General features: G+C 67.8%; 21 protein-coding genes. 19 read left to right on the forward strand and 2 right to left on the reverse strand.

All coding sequences use genetic code 11. The features are described from left to right. Window positions 1-69: 69 nt before the first annotated feature. Window positions 70-1,284, reverse strand: coding sequence for a helix-turn-helix domain-containing protein (locus ACFVYE_RS08275; protein ID WP_383967720.1), 1,215 nt, complete (start codon window positions 1,282-1,284; stop codon window positions 70-72). A gap of 930 nt (window positions 1,285-2,214) precedes the next feature. Here ACFVYE_RS08275 and ACFVYE_RS08280 point away from each other — a divergent pair. The 17 genes from ACFVYE_RS08280 to ACFVYE_RS08360 all read left to right on the forward strand — a co-directional run bounded on the left by ACFVYE_RS08280 (window position 2,215) and on the right by ACFVYE_RS08360 (window position 19,381). Then, on the forward strand, window positions 2,215-2,865 hold the full coding sequence (locus ACFVYE_RS08280; protein ID WP_383967723.1) for a hypothetical protein: 651 nt from the start codon (window positions 2,215-2,217) through the stop codon (window positions 2,863-2,865). Between the two features lie 125 nt (window positions 2,866-2,990). After that, window positions 2,991-4,481 (forward strand): DUF6801 domain-containing protein, encoded by a 1,491-nt coding sequence (locus ACFVYE_RS08285; protein WP_389604677.1) that lies wholly within the window; start codon window positions 2,991-2,993, stop codon window positions 4,479-4,481. A 50-nt stretch (window positions 4,482-4,531) separates the two neighbouring features. Then, the gene (locus tag ACFVYE_RS08290; protein ID WP_389604679.1) at window positions 4,532-5,491 is read left to right on the forward strand and encodes a hypothetical protein; all 960 of its coding nucleotides are present in this window, start codon (window positions 4,532-4,534) and stop codon (window positions 5,489-5,491) included. A 579-nt stretch (window positions 5,492-6,070) separates the two neighbouring features. Then, window positions 6,071-7,066 carry an ABC transporter ATP-binding protein gene (locus ACFVYE_RS08295; RefSeq protein ID WP_383967731.1) on the forward strand — a complete coding sequence of 332 codons (996 nt, stop codon included), beginning with the start codon at window positions 6,071-6,073 and terminating at the stop codon, window positions 7,064-7,066. Beyond that, complete coding sequence (locus tag ACFVYE_RS08300; protein WP_389604681.1) at window positions 7,063-7,923, forward strand: MlaE family ABC transporter permease; 861 nt, start codon at window positions 7,063-7,065, stop codon at window positions 7,921-7,923. The genes ACFVYE_RS08295 and ACFVYE_RS08300 overlap by 4 nt, the downstream gene beginning before the upstream one ends. A gap of 3 nt (window positions 7,924-7,926) precedes the next feature. Continuing rightward, window positions 7,927-8,730 (forward strand): MlaE family ABC transporter permease, encoded by an 804-nt coding sequence (locus ACFVYE_RS08305; protein WP_383967736.1) that lies wholly within the window; start codon window positions 7,927-7,929, stop codon window positions 8,728-8,730. Further along, the gene (locus tag ACFVYE_RS08310; RefSeq protein ID WP_383967739.1) at window positions 8,730-10,043 is read left to right on the forward strand and encodes an MCE family protein; all 1,314 of its coding nucleotides are present in this window, start codon (window positions 8,730-8,732) and stop codon (window positions 10,041-10,043) included. The genes ACFVYE_RS08305 and ACFVYE_RS08310 overlap by 1 nt, the downstream gene beginning before the upstream one ends. Beyond that, window positions 10,040-11,071: an MCE family protein gene (locus ACFVYE_RS08315; RefSeq protein WP_389604684.1), complete on the forward strand. Its 1,032-nt coding sequence runs from the start codon at window positions 10,040-10,042 to the stop codon at window positions 11,069-11,071. The genes ACFVYE_RS08310 and ACFVYE_RS08315 overlap by 4 nt, the downstream gene beginning before the upstream one ends. Continuing rightward, the gene (locus ACFVYE_RS08320; RefSeq protein WP_389604686.1) at window positions 11,068-12,087 is read left to right on the forward strand and encodes an MCE family protein; all 1,020 of its coding nucleotides are present in this window, start codon (window positions 11,068-11,070) and stop codon (window positions 12,085-12,087) included. The genes ACFVYE_RS08315 and ACFVYE_RS08320 overlap by 4 nt, the downstream gene beginning before the upstream one ends. A 1-nt stretch (window position 12,088) precedes the next feature. After that, entirely contained in the window at window positions 12,089-13,207 is a 1,119-nt protein-coding gene (locus ACFVYE_RS08325) for an MCE family protein (RefSeq protein ID WP_383967747.1), read from the forward strand. After that, entirely contained in the window at window positions 13,204-14,355 is a 1,152-nt protein-coding gene (locus ACFVYE_RS08330) for an MCE family protein (protein ID WP_383967749.1), read from the forward strand. The genes ACFVYE_RS08325 and ACFVYE_RS08330 overlap by 4 nt, the downstream gene beginning before the upstream one ends. After that, window positions 14,355-15,617 carry an MCE family protein gene (locus ACFVYE_RS08335; RefSeq protein ID WP_383967751.1) on the forward strand — a complete coding sequence of 421 codons (1,263 nt, stop codon included), beginning with the start codon at window positions 14,355-14,357 and terminating at the stop codon, window positions 15,615-15,617. Before ACFVYE_RS08330 ends, ACFVYE_RS08335 begins: the two co-directional genes overlap by 1 nt. After that, window positions 15,614-16,135: a hypothetical protein gene (locus ACFVYE_RS08340; RefSeq protein ID WP_383967753.1), complete on the forward strand. Its 522-nt coding sequence runs from the start codon at window positions 15,614-15,616 to the stop codon at window positions 16,133-16,135. Before ACFVYE_RS08335 ends, ACFVYE_RS08340 begins: the two co-directional genes overlap by 4 nt. After that, window positions 16,132-16,749, forward strand: coding sequence for a hypothetical protein (locus ACFVYE_RS08345; protein WP_383967756.1), 618 nt, complete (start codon window positions 16,132-16,134; stop codon window positions 16,747-16,749). Before ACFVYE_RS08340 ends, ACFVYE_RS08345 begins: the two co-directional genes overlap by 4 nt. A 57-nt stretch (window positions 16,750-16,806) precedes the next feature. Next, the gene (locus ACFVYE_RS08350; protein ID WP_389604690.1) at window positions 16,807-17,337 is read left to right on the forward strand and encodes a nuclear transport factor 2 family protein; all 531 of its coding nucleotides are present in this window, start codon (window positions 16,807-16,809) and stop codon (window positions 17,335-17,337) included. A 42-nt stretch (window positions 17,338-17,379) separates the two neighbouring features. Then, complete coding sequence (locus tag ACFVYE_RS08355; protein WP_389604692.1) at window positions 17,380-18,132, forward strand: hypothetical protein; 753 nt, start codon at window positions 17,380-17,382, stop codon at window positions 18,130-18,132. A 22-nt stretch (window positions 18,133-18,154) separates the two neighbouring features. After that, window positions 18,155-19,381 (forward strand): lytic murein transglycosylase, encoded by a 1,227-nt coding sequence (locus ACFVYE_RS08360; RefSeq protein ID WP_389604694.1) that lies wholly within the window; start codon window positions 18,155-18,157, stop codon window positions 19,379-19,381. On the opposite strand, the gene ACFVYE_RS08365 is transcribed toward ACFVYE_RS08360, so the two are convergent. Continuing rightward, complete coding sequence (locus ACFVYE_RS08365) at window positions 19,364-20,431, reverse strand: ATP-dependent DNA ligase (protein WP_383967767.1); 1,068 nt, start codon at window positions 20,429-20,431, stop codon at window positions 19,364-19,366. The genes ACFVYE_RS08360 and ACFVYE_RS08365 overlap by 18 nt on opposite strands. 98 nt (window positions 20,432-20,529) lie before the next feature. Here ACFVYE_RS08365 and ligD point away from each other — a divergent pair, with 98 nt between their 5' ends. Together ligD and ACFVYE_RS08375 are read left to right on the forward strand one after the other, a co-directional pair. Beyond that, window positions 20,530-21,540 (forward strand): non-homologous end-joining DNA ligase, encoded by a 1,011-nt coding sequence (gene ligD / locus ACFVYE_RS08370; protein WP_383967801.1) that lies wholly within the window; start codon window positions 20,530-20,532, stop codon window positions 21,538-21,540. Next, window positions 21,537-22,616 (forward strand): ABC transporter permease, encoded by a 1,080-nt coding sequence (locus tag ACFVYE_RS08375; RefSeq protein WP_383967770.1) that lies wholly within the window; start codon window positions 21,537-21,539, stop codon window positions 22,614-22,616. The genes ligD and ACFVYE_RS08375 overlap by 4 nt, the downstream gene beginning before the upstream one ends. Window positions 22,617-22,627: the final 11 nt, after the last annotated feature.

Genomic DNA, 22,627 nt, shown 5'->3' on the forward strand with positions numbered 1-22,627 from the left:
CCGGCTATTTTGCCTTACCCGTAAGTAAGTTGACTCGGGGTGAGCACCGTGATCCGGCTGAAAGCCGACTCACAGGGGGGATTCGTCACCCCGGGACCGCAACTGGAGCGCGCGCAGCACGGCCTCGGTGGAGAACCGGCTCTCGGGGTCGGTCAGTTGCTTGCCGAAGATGGACTCAAGATTGCGCATCCGGTAGCGGACCGTCTGTGGATGCACATCCAGCAGCTCGCCCATGTGGGCCGCGGTGCCGCGGGTGTCCAGCCAGATTCGCAGCGTCTCGATCAGCCGCTCCCGCCGGGTGGCGCTGATCCCGGAGATCGGCGCCAGTTCCCGCTGGGCGAGCTGGTCGACGAGGACCGGGTCGGAGAGCAGCCACAGGGTGATGAGGTGGTCCTCGCAGAGGATGACGGGCGCGTCGTCGATGACGCCCGCGTCGACGAGTTCGAGGACGCGGCGGGCCCAGCGGATCGAGTCCGAGGCCAGGGCGGTGGGGACCGTCAGGCCGATCGCGGCACGGGTGCCGAGGAGGGCCTGGTCCAGCATGCGTCTTCGCGCGTCGTCGAGTGCGCCGGGGATGAGTAAGTGCGGCTGGGGGTCGCTGAGATCGGCCAGGATGTCGCGGTCCGCTACGGCCCGGTCCAGGCCGGCGGGAGAGCGTTGCGCGACCAGGGTGACCTGCTCGGGCAGCGCCCACCCCGTCTGTTCGCACAGTTCGGCGATGGCGGTACGGGGTGCGGGGCGGCCGGCGAGGATCAGGTGCAGCAGGCGTCGGCGCATGGCCTCGCTCTGCTCGCCGGTCTGCGACTGCACCTCCAGGAAGCCCTCCCTGGACAGGGATTCGAGCTCGTCGATATAGGCGAAGAGCGCATCGGCGAAGCTGAGCATGAGGGTCGGTGAGAAGTTGTAACTCCGGCCGACCTTCTTGGCCCGGCGCAGCGCAATTCGGGCGCCCAGTCGATAAGCACCCTGAAGCGTCTCCATTGTGCGGCCTTCATATGCCTCGAAACGTCCGAAACGACGGCACATGTCGTCACGCAGAGAGGTGGACGCGGATGGCTCGGCGACCAGGTCCACGAATGAGGAAAGACTCTGCTCGACGCCGACGCGAATGGCCTGTCCGTTGGGACCGCTGAGCAGCCGGGCGTATTCCGGATAGGCCCGGGTGACCTCGACACCGATCTCCTTGATCAGGCTGGGCAGTTCGGGTCGCATGATCGCGGCGAATTCCTGGGGGAGCGGCCCCAGCGGATCACCCGTGTCCGACGGCTGTATGAGTTTCGGCATGACTGTCCCCTTGCTCTCCGGCGCCCGGTGGGGGGTTCAGGCGGTGGGGGAAAGCGCTCCCACGAACCGACAGGTGCGTACCAAGTCCGCGATGAAGATAGACCAAGTGAGCGGTTGTGCCCACCACTTGGACAAGATCGAAGTGCAGGGGGCACACATCTCGGCCCCGTTGTGGTGCTCCGGTGCAGGTGGGGCGGGAGTGCTCACTTCAGGACAATGTTTTTCAGACATCTACTCTCCCGGCAACAAGAAAGTAACCCTGGGTAAGGTCGATGAAGGGATGCATCGGGGACACGGTCGAAGGGGTCACGAGGGTGGATCCTCGAAGGAGAAGAATGGTGTGACGGGTCATTCGTCATCGGCTGGTGAAATATCCGCGAGTCGTGGATCGATTTCGTGGGCGTTCCTCATGGTGGATAATCCGTCAGTCATCCTGTGGTGCTGAATAATCCGGTTCGCAGTGTCGGGCCGGCGGGACGGATCCATGAGGTTCCGCGCTGTTCGGCGGCGACGCGCCAGGTGTGCCCCGATTGCATTCGGTCGCCCGGCCGACGATCTTACGGACGAGCACGTGGTCCCTGTCGGTGCGGTCCGTCGTCGATGACTGCGCCCGAGGTGAGTGTCCTCCGGCTCCCCCGGCACGCGGTCCCGGCGTAACTACTCACTTTCGTATAGAAAATCGTGGTGATCTGCTGAGTTCTCGCTAAGGCGGAATGCGGTTATCGAGAGGGTGAGGGAATTTCTGCGCCGGGTATTGCAGCGTTGGGCTACTGGCTCGTAACGTTCGATCCGCACGGAGTTCGATCACGCAGTCGAGTCCAAGGACTTCTGCGATCCACGATGTGAGCCGCCCTCGTACCGAGCCCATTACCGGGTGCGGTACGGGGTAATCGGGTACGTCCAACTCCACTCCCTTCGGAGGCTGTTTCCGTGAGAAGCATCATCAAGCGTTCCCTGTTCGCCACCGCTGTGGCCGCTGCCGCGTTCGGCCTGACCGCCACCTCGGCCTCGGCCACCGCGCAGGCCCAGTGGACCGTCGTCAATCCGAACGCGGACGGGTCGTTCGCGGCGTCGCTCAAGGCCGGGACCACGGCCGACCTGCTCGACCTGGACTCCAATCAGGGGGTGACCTGCTACTCGGCCGTTGCCAACGGATCCGCTCCCAGCGGTACGTACCCCACCGGGGACAACCTCGCGCAGATCAATGTCGCCACCTTCGGTGATGCCGTGAACGACCCGTGTGACGGCCCGCTGGGTTCGACATTCAGTGCCGAGATGACGGGTGCGGCGATCCACCTCAACGCGACCGGCTACAGCGGCGGGATCACCACCGGCAATCTGTCGGGTGTCGAGGTGACGCTCACCGGTGACACGCTCTTCGGCGTCTGCACTGCCACGATCACCGGCTCGGCGAGCAACGCCCAGTACAACAACGCCACGGGTGAGCTTTCCATCACCAACGGTGCGGGACTCACCATCAGTAACGTCAACAACTGCTCCGGGCTGATGAACAACGGCGACGCCGCCCAGTTCTCGGCGGTCTACAAGCTGGCGAAGCCGCTCACGGTCACCTCTCCGTGAGCCGCTAGCCAGGACGCCTGCGAACTGTGTGGCAGAGGCGTCGCCGTCACACAGTTCGCGGCTGCCGCTCCACGCTGTCCCCCGCACCCGAGCACTCGGCTCCGAAACGATGATGGGTTGGCGAGATGAGATTCAGGACGAGCCGGATGCGGCGGGTGGCGCATGTAGGCACCGTCGGCGTGCTGGCCCTGGCGGCCGGGCTGGTTCCGGGCACGGGTTCCGCGAGCGACACCCACGTGGTCGAGGCGGATCTCACCTACTCCTGCGGATTCTCGGCCGGACCCCAGCCGGTTGCCGTCCGGGTGACGGCCGGGCTGCCGGTGACGTCGAGCGCCGGATCGGTGATTCAGCCCGAGGAAGTGTCCGTCTCGCTGACCCTTCCCCGTGCGCCCCTCGCCGAATTCCTCGGCACCGGCTCGAAGCAGGTGTCCGGCGTCACACAACTCGTGACAGAGGTGACGCAGCGCGGTGAGTCGACCGAAGTGTCCTGGCAGGGCTTGCGCATTGCCGAAACGACCGTCGGTGCGCAGGACGATCTTTCGGTGCGGGCGACAGGGGCGGTGCCCACCATCACCCCGCGCTCCAGCGGTGACATCGCGTTCACCGTGGGACAACTCGATCTCGAGCTGACCACGGAGGCGACCGGTGACGACACTGCGACACCGTCGGTGCTTCCCGTCTCCTGCAAGCCGGCTGCCGACCAGCCGGTGGAGCTCGGGACCGTCGGTGTGCCGTCCGGAGCCGTGGACACGCCGCCGGGGTCGGAAGCACCGCAGGTGCCCGTTCCCGGGATCGTCTCCCCCGGGCGGCCCGAGGCGGCCGCCGCGGGAGACGACGAGATCGTGCCGGGCAAGGTGCAGCCACCGGAAGGGTGCTACTTCCCGAAGGGGCAGGAGCCCGTGCCGCTCCCGCCGCCGAACGGTTCCAGGCCCGGCAGCGGTTACATGGCGGGCTATTCGAACGCCGAGAAGCTCAATGGTGCCATGTTGTTCAAGGATCCGGGATACCTCGTTCTCCGGCTGAACTACATGATGGGCATCAATCTCGTATGCCCCGACGACTCGGCCACATGGCTCATGACGGACGGGAAAGTCGACTACAACGGGAAGCCGCAGATGCCGCCGACGGAGGCGACATTTCTTACCTTCGGATTCATGCCGACCACCGCGAAGGTCGAGTTGTCCCTCGACGGAAAGATTGACATCGCGACCATTTCCTGGCGGAAGAGAACCCCTGACAACCGGTTCCGCGAAACGACAACCGCGGCTGCCGACATGTGGGTTCGCCTGTATGACGTGAAGGTGAATGGAGAGCCACTGGAAGTCGGTCCCCAGTGCCGCTCCGCCCGTCCGATGCGCCTCGTGCTCAAGGGTGATGGGGTGACGGGCCGCCAACTGCCTCCGTCCGGTTACACCGTGAACGACGGCGGGCCTCTCACGGGGTATGCCGAGATACCTCCCTTCAGCGGATGCGGTGTGACGGAGGATCTGGACAGTCTGTTCACCGCCTCGGTATCCGGTAAGGGGAACTACGTGAAGATGACGCAGGCTCCGCTGTGCGTGGAGGGCAATCCGAAGTCGATCTGCCCGCCCCTCAAGCCCACCCCTGAACGCTGAAGCAGGCGCACCCGCGCGCCCTGCCCTCGATCCGAAAGGCTGGACGATCAATGAGTGCTGCCCCGAGACGTGTCAGACCTGCTCTTTTCGGTGCCCTGGTGGCGGTGGCTGTCGGTATTCCCTTGAGCACGTCGCCGGCGAGCGCCGCTTCCGCCCAGGAGATGAACGGCAACTGGGCACCCTTCACCCGTTGTCCGGTCGACGACCCGGCCATGCTGGCCGCGGACGGCCAGACGGAGATCGCGATATGTGTGGCCTCGCACTCCGGGAGCGGGTCCATCAAGCTCGGCAACACCGAAGCGACGACCGGTGCCAACGACCTTCAGTTCGGCGTCGTCCGCAACGCGGCCACGGGGGCGTCCAGGATCGTGGCGCCCGCGGGCGGGGCGATCGTCGGAGCCCCGACGGAGATTCCCGGCGGTCTGCTCGGCCTCATGTGCCCCAGCGGGATTCCGCTGGTCTCGGGCATCTGTGAGCAGCTGACGGACAACAGCCTCAACCGGGTGATTGCCACTGTGCAGTCGGCGGGCACACCCAGCAACTTCGATCTGACCGCGGGAATGACCGGCGGCAAGCCGATCGTCGACATTCCGGTCCGGATCCACCTGGAGAACCCGTTCCTGGGGTCCAAGTGCTACATCGGCACCACATCCAACCCGGTCCTGCTCCGTCCGCAGAACCTCACGGCACCGGCGCTGGGCAGCCAGCGGTTCGACGCCGACGGCACGCCGAACACCCGGGGTGTGATGAACAGGGTCGCGCTGACCGGCAACGCCCAGGGTGACGCCGCCTTCGCCGTTCCCTCGGTGAGCGGCTGCGGACCCCTCGGGCTCGGCGAGCTGAACTGGGCGGTCAATCTGAAGACTGCGCTGCCCTCGGCGTCCGGGACCAACAACCTGGTACTCAACGACACCGCCACCTACACGGCGGGCCTGGCCACACCGGGCGCGGCCGTGCCCGGCGCCGGTCGGCTGCTCGCGGAGAACTGGCACGCCGGAGTGTTGCGGTAGGCGTGCCTCCTGCTCGACCCGTTCCCGTAATGCATCGGGAATTGTCGGTCATTGCCGTCCGCCCCGCCCGAATATTCTTCCGGGCGGGGCGGACGCATATGTGCCGGCCCGTCGGAGGACTCACTTATCGACAAGTGCGCGGCCTCGACTACTCACCCGCGTACAAAAACAATGTGACCATTGATCACCGCGCAAAAAGTTCGGGAACCGCTATTGCGAAGGCAGGTTACCGAGCCGTAGCGTCCCAGTTGAGCGGCGCGGAAACGTGTCCGCAACTGCTCGTTCGGCGCACCTGGAGTCGTCGTGGCTCCGGCCTCCATGGGCCACGGAACCCCAGTCTGCACGCCGGAGACCTTGCGCAGATTCCGACAAAGCCGGTGCACAGCTTTGTCACTCGGTGACAAGTGATCCACGCCCAGCACCTGGTTCGTCGATTTCCGCTGTTCAACGGCTTGTCCTGGCGGTTTCGACGGACATAACGTGCGCCCCCTGGTGCATGTGTGACGAGCCGCCATTGGATTTCTCAGAGCCGGAGCGCTGACAGATGACTTCGTTCACAACAACTTCGAAGGAGGGCCGATGGGAATCGAAGTAGTCGTCGAGGGCCTCACGAAGTCCTTCGGCAAGCAGAACATCTGGCAGGACGTCACCCTCACACTGCCCGCCGGTGAGGTGAGCGTGATGCTCGGCCCCTCCGGCACCGGCAAGACCGTCTTCCTGAAATCCATCATCGGTCTGCTGAAGCCCGAGCAGGGACGCGTCCTCATCAATGGTGTCGACATGGTGAACAGTCCCGAGCGCGAGGTCATGGAGACCCGTAAACTCTTCGGTCTCATGTTCCAGGACGGCGCCCTCTTCGGATCGATGTCGCTCTTCGACAACATCGCCTTCCCGCTGCGTGAGCACACCCGCAAGAAGGAATCGGAAATCCGCCGGATCGTCATGGAGCGGATCGACATCGTCGGTCTCCTCGGTGCCGAGGACAAACTGCCCGGCGAGATATCCGGCGGCATGCGCAAGCGTGCCGGTCTGGCCCGCGCCCTCGTACTGGACCCGCAGATCATTCTCTGCGACGAACCGGATTCCGGACTCGACCCGGTCCGCACCGCATATATCTCCCAGCTGCTCATCGATCTCAATGCGCAGATCGACGCGACGATGCTCATCGTCACCCACAACCTCGACATCGCGGCCACTGTGCCGGACAACATGGGCATGCTGTTCTGCCGCAACCTCGTCACCTTCGGGCCGCGCGAGGTGCTGCTCACCAGCGATGTGCCGGTCGTCTCCCAATTCCTCGCAGGGCGCCGAGAAGGCCCCATCGGGATGGCCGAGGAGAAGGACGCCGCGACCCTCGCCGCCGAGGAGGTGAACGGCTACGGGACCGGCATCAGTTCCGCCAACGGCCCGCGCACCGTCGTACCGCAGCTGGAACCGTCTTTGGGCATGCCCGTACGGCAGGCGGCCCTGCGCCGCCGGGAGCGGGTCCTGTCGATGATGGGCCAGCTGCCGGAGGCCGCCCGTACCGCCATCATGAACAGCTACACCCCGGCCGCGGGCGGTGGACGCCCGTGACGGCCCCCATGCCGGTGCGGCCCCCCGGGCGCTCCACGGGCGACGCGGCCGACGCGACCTCGCGGAAGGCCCCGGAGCGGCGACCTCCGACACGGCTGCTCGCTCCGCTGCGCGAGACCGGAAAACTGTTCTCCCTCGCCGGGACCGTGAGCCGCGAGATCTTCCGCAGACCTTTCCAGGTACGGGAGTTCATCGAGCAGTTCTGGTTCGTGGCCAGCGTCACCATCCTGCCCGCCGCACTCGTCTCCATCCCGTTCGGCGCGGTCATCGCCCTCCAAGTCGGCTCGCTGACCCAGCAGCTCGGCGCCCAGTCGTTCACCGGCGGTGCCAGCGTCCTCGCCGTCATCCAGCAGGCCAGCCCCATCATCGTGGCGCTGCTGATCTCCGGCGCGGCAGGCTCGGCCATCTGCGCGGACCTCGGTTCACGGAAGATCCGCGAGGAACTCGACGCGATGGAGGTCATGGGCGTATCGCCCGTCCAGCGCCTCGTCGTCCCGCGTGTCCTGGCCACCATGCTGGTGGCCGTCCTGCTGAACGGTCTGGTCTCCGTCGTCGGCACGCTCGGCGGCTACTTCTTCAACGTGATCCTGCAGCACGGCACCCCCGGGGCCTATCTGGCCAGCTTCTCCGCCCTGGCCCAGCTCCCCGACCTCTACATCAGTGAGGTCAAGGCGCTGATCTTCGGCTTCATCGCAGGCATCGTCGCCGCCTACCGCGGACTCAACCCGCGCGGCGGCCCCAAGGGCGTCGGCGACGCCGTCAACCAGTCCGTCGTCATCACCTTCATGCTGCTGTTCTTCGTGAACATGGTCCTCACGGCGATCTACCTCCAGATCGTCCCCGCGAAGGGGAGCTGACCGATGTCGATGCTCAGCTGGCTCGATCGATCGGGCGAACAACTCACCTTTTACGTACGGGCATTGATCTGGATTCCGCGGACCCTGCGCCGCTATCTGCGCGAAGTCCAGCGGCTGCTGGCCGAAGTGGCCTTCGGCAGCGGCGGTCTGGGCGTCATCGGCGGCACCATCGGCGTGATGATCGCGATGACCCTCTTCACCGGTACGGTCGTCGGCCTCCAGGGGTACGCGGCCCTCAACCAGATCGGCACCTCTGCCTTCACCGGCTTCATCTCCGCCTACTTCAACACCCGGGAGATCGCCCCGCTCGTCGCCGGACTCGCGCTCTCGGCGACCGTCGGCGCAGGCTTCACCGCCCAGCTCGGCGCGATGCGGATCAACGAGGAGGTCGACGCCCTGGAGGCGATGGGCGTGCGGTCCATGCCTTACCTCGTCACCACCCGGATCATCGCCGGGGTCGTTGCGATCATCCCGCTGTACGCGATCGGGCTGCTCTCCTCGTACCTCGCGTCCCGCTACATCACGGTCCTGTTCAACGGACAGTCCGCGGGCACCTACGACCACTACTTCAATCTCTTCCTCTCCCCGGACGACGTGCTGCTGTCGGTGCTCAAGGTGCTGATCTTCAGCGTGATGGTGATCCTCGCCCACTGCTACTACGGCTTCCACGCCACGGGCGGGCCCGCCGGAGTGGGGGTGGCTGTCGGCCGGTCCGTGCGCAACGCCATCGTGCTCATCAGCGTCACCGACTTCTTCCTCTCCCTCGCCATCTGGGGTGCCACGACGACGGTGAAGGTGGCCGGCTGATGAACTCGCACCGGACGCAGACCGTTCGCCGCAGACTCGCCGGAGTCACCTTTCTCCTCGTGCCCGCAGTGCTCGTGTGGGTGTCGGTCTCGGTGTACAAGAAGGACTTCACCGACGACGCCACCGTGACCGTACGCACCGGCAGCGTCGGCAACGAGATGCACGACAACGCGGATGTGAAGCTGCGCGGTGTCGTGGTCGGGCAGGTCCGCAACATCTCGGCCGACGGGGACGGAGCCCGGCTCACCCTTGCCATCGAGCCCGGCAAACTCGACCGGATCCCGGCCGACGTGACCGCCCAGATGCTGCCCACCACACTCTTCGGGGAACGGTTCGTGGCGCTCGTACCGCCCGAGGTGCCGTCCGCGCAGTCACTGCGGGCGGGGTCCGTCATCCCGCAGGACCGGTCCAGCAACGCCATCGAGCTGGAGGAAGTCCTCGACAACGTCCTGCCGCTGCTGACCGCGGTGAAGCCGGAGAAGCTCGCCGCCACTCTGGGCGCGGTCTCCCAGGCACTCGAAGGGCGCGGCGAGAAGCTCGGCGACACACTGCTCACGCTCGACGCCCACCTGGCGAAGTTCAACCCCCAACTGCCCACGCTCAACGCCGACATCAAGGAGCTCGTGAAGGTGAGCAAGGTGTACGAGGACGCGGCACCCGATGTCCTCGACGCGCTCACCGACTTCACCACCACCAGCGGAACCATCGCCGAACAGCAGGCGGAACTCGCCGGCCTGTACGGGTCCACGACCGCCTCCGCGCAGGACATCACCTCGTTCCTGCAGGAGAACAAGGACAACCTGATCAGGCTCTCCGCCACGGGCAGGCCGACTCTGGAACTGCTGGCGCGGTACTCGGACGAATTCCCCTGCACCCTGCGGACCATGGCCGGCTTCGTCCCGGCCATGGACAAGGCGCTCGGCAAGGGCACCGGCCGGCCCGGGCTCCATGTCACCGTCAAGTCCGTGAAGTCCCAGGGCAAGTATGTGCCCGGCAAGGACACCCCGGTCTACGACGCGACCGGCGGACCGCACTGCTACTCCGTGCCGTACGTGGGCCGGACCGCACCGACCGCGGACACCCGCACGGCCGAGGCGGTCGAAGCGGCCGGCACACCGAGCGGCGACGAACCGACCGGCACCGCACCCTCGGACAGGGACGTTGCCCTCGGGATGCCCAACTCACCGCAGGAGAGCAGGCTCGTCAACGAGCTGGTCGCTCCCTCACTGAAAGTCCAGCCGCAGACCCTGCCCGACTGGAGCAGCGTGCTCATCGGTCCGGCCTTCCGCGGTGCGGAGGTGAAGCTCAAGTGAAGCGCAGCTCCCTCGCGGGACCGCTCGCGAAATCGATCGTCTTCATTCTGGTGACCGTTCTTGCCACCACGGTTCTGGGACTGTCCATCGCCAATACGGGGGTCGGCGGCACCACCACGTACAAGGCCAGGTTCACCGACGTCACCGGACTCATCGTCGGTGACAGCGTCCGGATCGCCGGGGTCAAGGTCGGGCAGGTCGAGTCCATCGAGGTGGCCGACAAGCGGCTCGCCGAGGTCGGCTTCGCCGTCCGCAAGGGGCGCAAGCTCCCCGCCTCGGTGACCGCCTCGATCAAGTACCTCAACATGGTCGGCCAGCGCTACATCGACCTCGACCGGGGCGCCGGGCCGGTCGGCGGCAGCTTTGCCGCCGGAGCCACCATTCCGCTCACCCGCACCAGCCCGGCGCTCGATCTCACCCAGCTCTTCAACGGCTTCCAGCCGCTCTTCGAAGGGCTCTCCCCGCCGGACGTCAACCAGCTCGCGAGCTCCATCGTCCAGGTGCTCCAGGGTGAGGGCGGCACCGTCGACAGCATCCTCCAGCACGTCGGCTCGCTGACCGGCACGGTCGCCGCCAAGGACAAGGTGATCGGCGAGGTGATCAAGAACCTCAACACGGTCCTGAAGACCGTCAACGACCGCGAGGCCGGCTTCAACGACCTCGTCGTCACCCTCCAGAAACTCGTCACCGGCTTCTCCGGCGACCGTAAACCACTCGGCCAGGCCGTCACCGCGATGGGCGCGCTCACCACCGTCACCGCGGACCTCCTGGACGACGGCCGTAAGCCACTGAAGGACGACATCAAGCAACTCGGCCGTCTGTCCGACCAGTTGGGCAAGGGAACTCCGCAGATCGAGAACTTCCTGCAGAAGACCCCGGCCAAGATGGAAGCGATCAGCCGCCTCGCCTCGTACGGCTCATGGCTCAACCTCTACCTCTGCGAGGCCAAGGTCAGCGGTGTGACGACCGAGGACGGCAGCGCCCCGCCCACCGGCATCGCGATCACCCAACCGAGGTGCCTGGCATGAGAATCAAACCCGTACGGGAACGCAACCCCGTCGCCGTGGCCGTCGTCGGCCTGCTTGTCCTCGCCCTCATCGGCCTGGCCGCCTACCGTGCCGACTCGCTGCCCTTCATCGGCGGCGGCACCACCTACACCGCCGACTTCACCGAGTCTGCCGGACTCGGGGAAGGCGACGAGGTACGGGTCGCCGGAGTGAAGGTCGGCGAAGTCACCGGCGTCTCGCTCGACGGCTCCAAGGTGAAGGTCGACTTCAAGGTCAAGGACGTCTGGATCGGCAACTCCTCCACCGTGGGCATCGCCATCAAGACCCTGCTGGGCGAGAAATATCTCGCCGTCGACCCGCTGGGCGACGCCCGGCAGGACCCGCACGAGCGCATCACGGTGAGCCGCACCACCTCCCCGTACGACGTCACCCAGGCGTTCAACGGACTCGGCGAAACCATCGGGGAGATCGACACCGAGCAGCTCGCCAAGAGCTTCGAGACGATCTCCGCCACCTTCAAGGACTCCCCGCCGGACGTGAAGAGCGCAGCCGACGGACTCTCCGCCCTCTCCCGGACGGTATCCGAGCGGGACGCCCAGCTCGCCACCCTCCTCAAGGGCAGCAAGCAGCTCACCAAGACGCTCGCCGACAAGAAGAGCAGCTTCGAAACCCTCCTGGAGGACGGCAATCTGCTCCTCGGCGAGATCCAGGCGCGCCGCGACTCCATCCATCTGCTGCTCACCGGCACCCGGAACCTGGGCACCCAGCTCACCGGCCTCGTCGAGGACAACAACAAGCAGCTGAAGCCCACCCTGGACTCGCTCGGCCGGGTCACCGCGGTACTGGTGAAGAACCGCAAGAGCCTCGACAAGGTGCTGTCGCTCGCCGGTTCGTACAACCGGCTCGTCGGCAACACCCTCGGCAGCGGCCGCTGGTTCGACAACTACGTCTGCGGCGTCGTCCCGAAGAACTATCTGCCCGCCGGCACACCCCCGGCGACCGGATGCATGCCACCCGAGCAACAAGGCGGCCGCTGACATGAGACTCACGCGCATCGTCGGCATCGGCGCCGGACTCGCCGTCGTGGCCGTCGCGGCCACCACCGGTGTGATGGCCATGGACGACGAAGGAAAGACGACCATCACCGCCTACTTCGACCAGGCCACCGGCGTGTACGCCGGATCGGACCTGCGGATCCTCGGCGTCAAGGTCGGCAAGGTCGAATCGGTCACGCCGCGGGGCGACGAGGTCAGGGTCACCCTGCGGGTCGACAAGGGCATCAAGGTCCCCAAGGAGGCGCACGCCGTGGTCGTCGCCCCCAGCCTCGTCGCGGACCGCTACGTCCAGCTCGCCCCCGCATACGACGGGGGGCCGCTGATCGCGGACAACGCCGTACTGCCGGCCGGGGACAACGCCACACCGGTCGAGGTCGATCAGCTGTACGACTCCATCACCGAGCTCTCCACGGCCCTCGGCCCGGACGGAGCCAACGCTGACGGAGCGCTCTCCGGGCTCCTCGACACCGGCGCCAAGAACCTCGACGGCAACGGAAAAGCCATCGGGAACTCCATCGAACAGTTCGGCAAGGCGACCAAGACCCTCGACAGGAGCAGCGGGAACCTCTTCGACACGCTGTCCTACCTGCAGACCTTCACCACCGTGCTGAAGGAGAACGACGGCAATGTGCGCGCCGCCGAACAGCAGCTCAACTCCGTCACCGGGTTCCTCGCCGACGACAAGGAGAACCTCAGCGCGGCACTGAAGGAGCTGGGCACCGCTCTGGGCCAGGTCAAGAGCTTCATCCAGAAGAACCGCGGCGCCCTGAAGGCGAATGTGGACGCCCTGGTGCCGCTCACCCAGACCCTGGTCGACCAGCGCGCCTCGCTCGCCGAGTCGATGGACACGCTGCCGCTCGCCGCGGACAACGTGATCAACGCCTACGACCCGGTGAACCGCACGCTCAACGGCCGTACGAACCTCAATGAGCTGTCCATGGGCGGGCCGCTCACCGAAGGCCCGGCCCCCGGACTGGCGGGACTCGCACCGGTCGACGGCACACGGCAGAAGGCACTGCCCGCCCTGCCGCTCCCGCCCGTCGGCACCGTCTACGGCACCCCGGCGAAGAGCGCCACGGACAAGAAGGGGGCGAACCGATGAGCCGTGCCCTGCGCAGACCCGGAGCCCGCACGACCGGGGTCGTCGCGGTGCTGGCCGTCGGCGTCGGCCTGGCCCTGGTCGTCACCGGTGCCGGCCTGCCGACGTTCACCGGCATCGACCAGTTGCCGCTGCCGGGCGGCGCCGACCTCGGCGACCACCCGTACGAGATCACCGCGGAATTCGCCGACGTGCTCAGCCTCGCCCCGCAGTCCTCGGTGAAGGTCAACGATGTCGCCGTCGGGCGCGTCACCAAGATCTCCCTGAACCCGGGCAGCTGGAACGCCAAGGTCACCATGCGGGTCAACGGCAAGGTCGCGCTGCCCGAGAACGCCTACGCCCACCTCGAACAGTCCAGCCTCCTCGGCGAGAAGTACATCCAGCTCTCGCCGCCCGCGACCGGCACCGCCCGAGGAAGGCTCGCCGACGGAGACCGGATCCCGCTGATGCGGACCAACCGCAACCCCGAGGTCGAAGAGGTCTTCGGCGCTCTGTCGATGCTCCTCAACGGCGGTGGCATCAACCAGCTCAAGACCATCACCACCGAGCTCAACAAGGCACTCGCCGGACAGGAACCCCAGATCCGCTCCATGCTGGGCCGGGTCAACACCCTCGTCACCGACCTGGACGGCCACAAGCAGGACATCACCGACGCACTCGACGGCGTCAACCGGCTCTCCGCCACCCTCGCCACCCGTAAACAGGACGTCGGCACGGTCCTCACCGGGCTCAGCCCCGGCCTGAAGGTCCTGGAGAAACAGCGCGGTTCGCTCCTCACCATGCTGCGCTCGCTCGACACCCTCTCCACCGTCGCCGTCGACACGATCAACAAGAGCAAAGCCGACATGATCGCCGACCTCAAGGCCATCGCCCCCAGCCTCAAGGCGCTCGCCGACTCCGGCAGCGACCTGCCGGACTCCCTCCAGGTGCTGCTCACCTACCCGTTCACGGACGAGGTACTGCGCGGAGTGAAGGGCGACTACCTCAACGTCTACCTGGATGTGACGGCCATGCCCGGCACACAGATCATCCCGCCCCTCGACCCGGACGCCACCCCGGCCTCCGCGAGCAGTACCAGCAAGAACACCGGCTCGGCGCTGCCGCTGCCTCTTCCCTCGGTCTCGACGTCGGGCACGAAGGGGAGCAGCTGATGATCACCCTCGCCATCCGGCTGAAGAACATCGCCTTCCTGATCATTGCGGTGCTCGTCCTCGGCCATCTCGGGGTGCGGTACGCCGACCTCGGCCACTACATCGGCATGCGCAGCTACTACACCGTCACGGTCCAACTCCCGCGTACCGGAGGGCTGTACACCCACTCCAACGTCACCTACCGAGGTGTGTCCGTGGGCCGGGTCGGGCCGATCGAACTCACCGACGACGGAGTCGAGGCCGAACTGCGCATCGAGAAGGACGCCCCGCCCATCCCGGACAGCCTCAAGGCCGTCGTCGCCAACCTGTCCGCGGTCGGCGAGCAGTACGTGGATCTGCGTCCCAGTCGCACAAAGGGCCCGTATCTGGCGAACGGCTCGGTCATCGACCAGGCGGACACCACCGTCCCTGCCCCCGTCACGGATGTCCTCACCAGTGTCAACGACCTGGCGGGCTCCGTCGATCTGGAATCCCTGCGCACGGTTGTCGACGAGTTCGGCACCGCGTTCGAGGGGCGCGGCGACGACCTTCAGGTGCTGCTGGACACCGGAAGCGACTTCGTCCAGGCGGCCGACGACGCACTGCCCACCAACACCCGGCTGATGGTCGACGGCGAGACCGTGCTGCGCACCCAGGCCGAACAGGGCGAGGCGCTCAAGGGATTCGCCTCCGGTGCCAAGGAGCTGGCCGCGGAACTCAAGGGATCGGACACCGACCTGCGCAGGCTGATCGCGGTCGCCCCCGATGCGACCGGCCAGATCAGCGGACTGCTGCGGGACCTCGACCCGAGCTTCGGCGTCGTCGTCGCCAACCTTCTCACCACCTCCGAGGTCGCCGTCACCCGGCAGCGCGGGCTGGAGGAACTGCTGGTGAGACTGCCCGCGGTGGCAGCCGCGGGATCGAGCGCGGTGGACGAGAACGGAGCCCGGTTCGGCATGTCGGTCACCTTCTTCGAACCGCTGCCCTGCACCGCCGGATACGGCTCCACGGTCTACCGCAACGGTCTCGACACCTCGGCAGGACCGCCGGTCAACACAAAGGCCCGCTGCACCTCGTCGCCCGGAACCGGCATCAATGTGCGAGGCAGCGCCAACGCACCGAAGGGCGGCGCCGTGCCAGAGCCCGCCAAGCCCGGTTCGATGCTCCTGGGGCACGACTCGGCGGACCGGCTTCCCGGCGCGCTCGGCGTCACCGAGGACACCCCGCCGGCCGCCGACGGCATGGCCGGCCTGCTGGGACTCGGACGGGGAGGCGGCGCATGACATCCCGTACGAAGACCCTGAGCGGATGGGCGGTGCTGCTCGCAGCCGTGCTGATCTGTGCACTGGGCGGCTGGTCCTACTCCCGGGCGCGCGGCGACGAAGACCTGTCGTACGCGAAGAACCGTGATGTGGCGCTGGCCGACGGAAAACACCACCTCGCCCGGCTGAACAGCCTTGACGGCAAGGATGCCAAGAGCGTCGACGCGGGCCTCGGCGCCTGGCTCGACTCCTCGACCGGGCCGCTGCACGACCAGCTGAAGCGCACCCGGAGCAAGGACGCGAGCGAACTGACGAAGTCCGGTTCCACCGCGCGCGGCAAGGTCACGGACGCGGCGCTCACCGCGCTCGACGAGCGGACCGGTACGGCGGAGATGATCGCGACCGTCGATGTCGAGGTCACCCCGCGCGCCGGCAAGGGCGGCACCGAACGCAAACGCTTCGAGGCCACGCTGGCCCGTACCGCGGACGGCTGGAAGATCAAGGCGCTCACGGCGATTCCGGTCGGAGGCGGCGCATGAAGCGGCGGGGAGGGACGGCGGTCGTGAGCACGGACGTGGAAGCGGAGGAAGTCGAGGACGTCGAAGAACTCGACGAAGCCGTTGACGAAGAGCGGCCGGACGCGCCGGAGCCGGGCCGGCGGTGGCCGCGCATCGTGGCAGCGGTACTGGTCGTCGCACTGATCGCCGCCGGCGGTGGACTCTTCGCCAAGGGCAGGCAACTGCGCGACACCCCCGCCACCTCGAACCGCGCACTGACCGACAGCGAGGCGACCACCCGCGTCGCGGGCGACGTCAGCAACGCGCTCGGCAAGGTCTTCTCCTACAGTCCGCAGGCAACGGGCGTGACCAAGGAGGCGGCGAAACAACTCCTGGCGGGCAAGGCGCTCCAGCAGTACGCGGCCCTGTTCGGCCAGGTCGAGAAGCAGGCGGCCGACCAGAAGCTGACGCTCACCACGCACGTCGTACGCGCCGGAGTCACCCGGCTGGCGGACAACAGCGCCCACTTGCTCGTCTTCCTCGACCAGGTCTACGAACGCGAAGGCAAGCCGGCCACCACAGCGGCGGCACAGCTCTCGGTCACGGCCCAACTGCGCGACGGCCACTGGACCGTCGTCGAGATCACCTCCAGATAGCACAGCCCACACGCGCGCCCAACTCAGCACGGATCGGCCGGCAGGGGAGAGACAGCAATGGCACGGGTACGGATGACCAGGAACCCGCTGGTGGCGGTGGCGATCGTGCTGACCGTCGCGGCGGCCGGCGCGGCCGGCTGGGGCGGACTGTCCCGGTACGACGCGGCGCACGACGAATCGGCGGCGTATGCGCAGGTCCGCGACGATGCGCTGGCTGCGGGCGAGCAGGCCGTGCAGAACATGAACACGCTTGACCACCAGAAGCTGGAGAAGGGCCTCGACAGCTGGGAGGACTCCACCACCGGTGATCTGCACAAGCAACTCGTCGACGGGCGTGAGGCGTTCGTGAAGCAGATCCGGCAGGCGAAGACCGTCAGCACGGCGCAGGTCCTGTCCGGGGCGGTGGCCGAGCTCGACGACCGGGCCGGCAAGGCCGGGGTCATGGTGGCGCTGCGGGTCACCGTGACCGCGCCGAAGGGCAAGCCCGCGGTGAAGGAGAGCCGGATGCTCGGGCAGCTCACCCGTACCTCCGAGGGGTGGAAGCTCAGCGCCCTCGGCCAGGCGCCCGTCGGCAATACGGCCGGCTGACGCCACCGACTCCCGCCCCGTCATCCGAGAGGACCTGAGGACATGTCGACGACCCGTCACCTCGTCAACCGGCAGCGCCGACTGGCCACCGTCGCCGCGGAACGCGCCACCACCACCGCCCCGCCGCGCAAGCCCGGGCCCCCGGGCCCATCACATGACGAGCCCGGGGGGTCCCCGGCCGCGGAAGACACCACTGTCGATGACGAGGCCACCGACGACGTCGACACGGGGGAGTCGCAGGAGCAGGAGCAGGCGGAATCGCGACGCGAGCGGCCGCCTGGCCTCCGCATCCGGCTGCCCGCCGTCCTCTGCGCCCTCACCGTGCTCCTCGGCGCCTTCGCAGCCTGGGCGTTCAGCTCGGCCGCCGGCCTGCGCGACGACCCGGCCCGGCAGAACACCGCACTCACCGACATCAGCCGCACCAGCGAAGTGAAGGGGCAGATCTCCGAGGCCGTCGGTGCGGTGTTCTCGTACGACTACGCCTCACCCGGCAAGTCCGGGCGTGCGGTGCAGAGTTACCTGGTCGGCAAGGCGGTCCAGCAGCACGAGGACATGCTCGCCCAGATACGCGCCCAGGGGCAGAAGCAGAAGCTCGTCCTCACCACGACCGTCACGGACAGCGGTGTGGAACTCCTCGACGGCGACCGGGCCCGGCTGCTGATCTTCGCCGACCAGAGCAACACCCGTACCGGCAAGTCGGACGAGACGACCTACGCGGCGGCCATGTTCGCCGTGGACGCTGTTCGCCGCGGCGACACCTGGCGGATCTCCGCCATCGATACGTTCACCCAGTGACCCGGGGGAGAGGGGAGCACGCATGAGGTTCAACGGCACCATGCGCCGCGGAATCGGCGGCACGGCAGCCGCGGTCGCCGCGATGGCCGCGCTCACCGCGTCCCAGGCACCGGGACTCGTCCGCCATGAACAGACCGCGAAGGAGCGCCAGGAGGCCGACGAGGTCAAGTGGTCGCACGTGTCCAACGACGACTCCTACCACACCGAACTGCCGCCGCTGCAATCGCCGAAGCCGCCGAAGGCAGGTGTGCAGCAGAGCCCGGCCGTCGCCCGGTCCTGGGCCGAGGCGGGCATCCCGGCCACGGTGCTCGCCGCCTACCGCAAGGCACAGAGCGCGCTCGGCCGCACCGACCCCGGATGCCGTTTGCCGTGGCAGTTGCTCGCGGCGATCGGCAAGGTCGAGTCCGGCCAGGCCGGCGGGGGCCGGGTCGACGCCCACGGCACGACGCTGAGCCCGATCCTCGGGCCGGTGCTCAACGGCGCGGGCTTCGCCAACATCCCGGACACCGACCGCGGCGCGTACGACGGTGACAGGACGTACGACCGGGCGGTCGGCCCGATGCAGTTCATCCCCTCCACCTGGGCCCATTGGGGCAAGGACGGAAACGGCGACGGCCGCCGCGATCCGAGCAATGTCTACGACGCCGCCCTGGCCGCCGGGTACTACCTCTGTGCCGGACCGCGCAATCTCTCGGTGAAGGCCGATCTGGACCGGGCGATCCTCAGTTACAACCACTCGGACACCTATCTGCGCACCGTGCTGTCCTGGCTGGAGTTCTACCGCAAGGGCATCCACCCGGTGGCCGACGGCAAGGGCCCCGTACCGAAGAGCCCCGGCGCGGGCGGACCGAACAGGCCGACGCACCCGGTGGGCGGCCCCGGTGCCCCGGGCGGCGGCATCATCGTGGGCCCGCAGCCCGGCGGTTCGCCCGGCCCCTCGTCATCGACGTCCCCGAAGCCCACCGAATCGCCGACCGGTTCCCCGGACCCGAGCGGTTCCCCGGACCCCACCGATCCGGGCGGCTCCCCCGATCCGACCGACAGCGGACCGGCCTCCCCGGACCCCGGCACGTCGAGCCCCGACCCCAGTACCTCGGAGCCCGGCCCGGGCACGGACCCCGGCTGCCCGACGGACTCCGCATCCCCCGATCCGACCGACTCGGCCGGAGCCACCGAGTCCCCGTCGCCCGACCCGGGAACGAGCGAGGACCCGTGCGCCACCCCGTCGGGCTCAGCGTCCGCCGGCTGACAGCACCTCGGCCAGGTCGTACCGCACCACCTCTTCCAGCTGCGCGTAGGTGCAGCCGTCCGGGGCGCGGTCCGGCCGCCACCGGCGGAACCGGGCGGTGTGCCGGAAACGGTCGCCCTCCATGTGGTCGTATGCCACCTCGCAGACCCGCTCCGGACTCAGCGCCACCCACGACTGGTCCTTCTTCCCGGACCAGCGGCTCGGCGTCCCGGGCAGCCGGGCGTGCTCGTGCGCTTCGGCGTCCGCCCAGGCCGCCCACGGGTGGCCGGCGAATTCGGTGCGCAGCGGCTCCAGTTCCGCGACCAGTTCCTCGCGCCGCTTCATCGAGAAGGCCGCACAGACTCCGACGTGCTGCAGTACGCCGTCGGAGTCGTACAGGCCGAGCAACAGCGAGCCGACGACCGGGCCGCTCTTGTGGAAGCGGTACCCCGCCACCACACAGTCGGCGGTCCGCTCGTGCTTGATCTTGTACATCACCCGGGTGTCGGGGCGGTACGGCAGATCGAGCGGTTTGGCGACCACACCGTCGAGCCCCGCGCCCTCGTACCGTTCGAACCACTGCTGGGCGAGTGCCGGGTCCGTGGTCGCCGGTGCGAGATGGACGGGGGCCGACGCACCGGACAGGGCCGCCTCCAGAACGGCGCGCCGGTCGGACTGCCTGGTGGAGAGCAGCGAATCGTCGCCCACCGCCAGGATGTCGAAGGCGACCAGACTGGCCGGGGTCTGCTCGGAGAGCAGCCGCACCCGGGAATCGGCGGGGTGGATGCGCTCGCTGAGCCGGTCGAAATCCAGCCGGCCGTCGTACGCGACCACGATCTCGCCGTCGATCACACAGCGCGGCGGCAGATTGTCCCGGACGGCGGTGACCAACTCGGGGAAGTAGCGGGTGAGCGGCTTCCCGGTGCGGCTGCCGATCACCACCTCGTCGCCGTCGCGGTGCACGACGGCGCGGAAGCCGTCCCACTTGGCCTCGTACTGCATGCCGGGCGGGATCTTCGAGACGGACTTGGCGAGCATCGGCTTCACTGGCGGCATCACCGGCAGATCCATGGCCCCGATTCTTGCCCATAAGTGGACATACGTCTCCCGATATGCGGCATATGTGAGCCGGGCCTACCGTGACCGTCATGGGTGCAGCGGGAACAGCGGTGGAGCTGGAAGCCGACGGACGGGCCGTACGGCTGTCCAGTCCGGACAAGGTCTACTTCCCGGAGAAGGGCTACACGAAGAGGGACGTGGCCGAGTACTTCCTGGCCGTGGGCCCCGGCATCACGCGCGCCCTGCGCAACCGGCCGACCACCCTCCAGCGCTTCGTGGACGGTGTCGAAGGCGAGTTCTTCTACCAGAAGCGGGCCCCGAAGAACCTCCCCGACTGGATCCCCACCGCCAGGATCGCGTTCCCCAGCGGCCGGCCGGCCGACGAAATCTGCCCCACCGAGCTCGCCGCCGTCATCTGGGCAGCCAACCTCGGCACGCTCACCTTCCACCCCTGGCCGGTCCGGCGCGCCGACACCGACCATCCGGACGAGCTGCGCATCGACCTCGACCCACAGCCCGGTACGGACTACGCCGACGCGGTGAGGGCCGCCCATGAGCTGCGATCCGTGCTGGACGACCACGGCCTGCGCGGCTGGCCCAAGACCTCCGGCGGCCGGGGCATCCATGTCTTCGTCCCCATCGAGCCGCGGTGGACCTTCACCGAGGTCCGGCGCGCCGCCATCGCCTCCGGGCGCGAACTGGAACGCAGGATGCCGGACCGGGTGACCACCGCCTGGTGGAAGGAGGAGCGCGGCGAGCGGATCTTCGTCGACTTCAACCAGACCGCCCGCGACCGCACGATCGCCTCCGCCTACTCCGTACGCCCCTTTCCGCACGCCCCGGTCTCCGCCCCACTGCGCTGGGAGGAGATCGACGACGCCGAACCGGGCGACTTCGACATCAGGACCATGCCGAAGCGCTACGCGGAGGTGGGCGACGTGCACGCGGACATGGACGAGCACGCCTTCCGGCTCGACGGGCTGCTGGAGCTGGCGGAGCGGGACGAGCAGGAACGCGGGCTCGGCGACATGCCGTACCCGCCGGAGTACCCGAAGATGCCGGGCGAACCGAAACGGGTCCAGCCGAGCAGGGCCCGGCACGACGCGGACGGCGATGCATGAGCGCACCCGACCTGGAACCTGTCACCCTGCACGGAGCGCACGGCCGACTGCCGAGCCGTGGCGAGAAATGGGCCGCGTACAAGAGGTCGCCGTACTTCCCCGCCACCGTAGTGCTGTTCATCGTCGCTGCCGCCGCCGGACTCTTCGCCGGCTCCTACACCTATGCGATGGCCAACCCGACCCCGCACCGGATCCCGACCGCCGTCATCAGCCAGCCGGAGACGGCGCGCGGCAAGGAGTTCGTCGCCGCCATGGACAAGGCGCTCGACGCCTCGCTCGTCATCCATGTGTTCGTGACACGGGCACAGGCACGCGAAGCGCTGGAGGAACAGAACGTCTTCGCGATCGTACGGTCGAACGACCGCGGTGTGGCACTGGACGTCGCCAGTGCCTCCGGTGCAGCCGTCGCCCAGCTGCTCGCCGAGTCCGCGGCGAAGGTGGGGTCCGAGCTCGGTGTGCCGGTCGCTGTCACAGACGTCAAACCACTGCAGAAGGGCGACCCGCGGGGTCTCGCCCTCTTCTACATCTCGCTCGCCGCAGTCATCGTCGGCTTCGTCGGCGCGATCCAGTTGAACGTGCACGCCGGCGATCTGAACCCACTGGAACGGATCGCGTTCACCATCGGCTATGCCGTGCTCGGCGGTTTCGCCATCACAGCGATGGTGGACTGGTGGCTGGGCGCGGTCGACCTGCCGTTCTTCGAGTCCTGGCTGATCCTGTCGTTCACGATGTTCACCTCGGGCATGGTCTTCACCATGTTCAACACCTTGATGGGGCGCTGGGCCATGATCCCGACCTGGGGCCTCATGGTGATCCTCGGGAACCCGTCCTCCGGCGGCGCGGTGTCCTGGCCGCTGCTGCCGTCGCTGCTCGGACACATCGGGCGCTGGCTGCCGCCGGGTGCCTCCGTCAACGCCCAGCACACCGCGGTCTACTACCAGGGCCACCAGCGGATCTTCCCCTTCCTGGTCCTCGCGGCCTGGTCGCTGGTCTCCTGCGCGGTGTTCGCGGTATGGCGCCACCGGCAGCCGGGAGGCCGTGGCCACATGCCTCAGCATGCGGCCACGGCCACCTGATGCGGGTCCGG

Source organism: Streptomyces sp. NPDC058239 (assembly GCF_042882185.1).
In the GTDB taxonomy this organism is placed as follows: Bacteria; Actinomycetota; Actinomycetes; order Streptomycetales; family Streptomycetaceae; genus Streptomyces.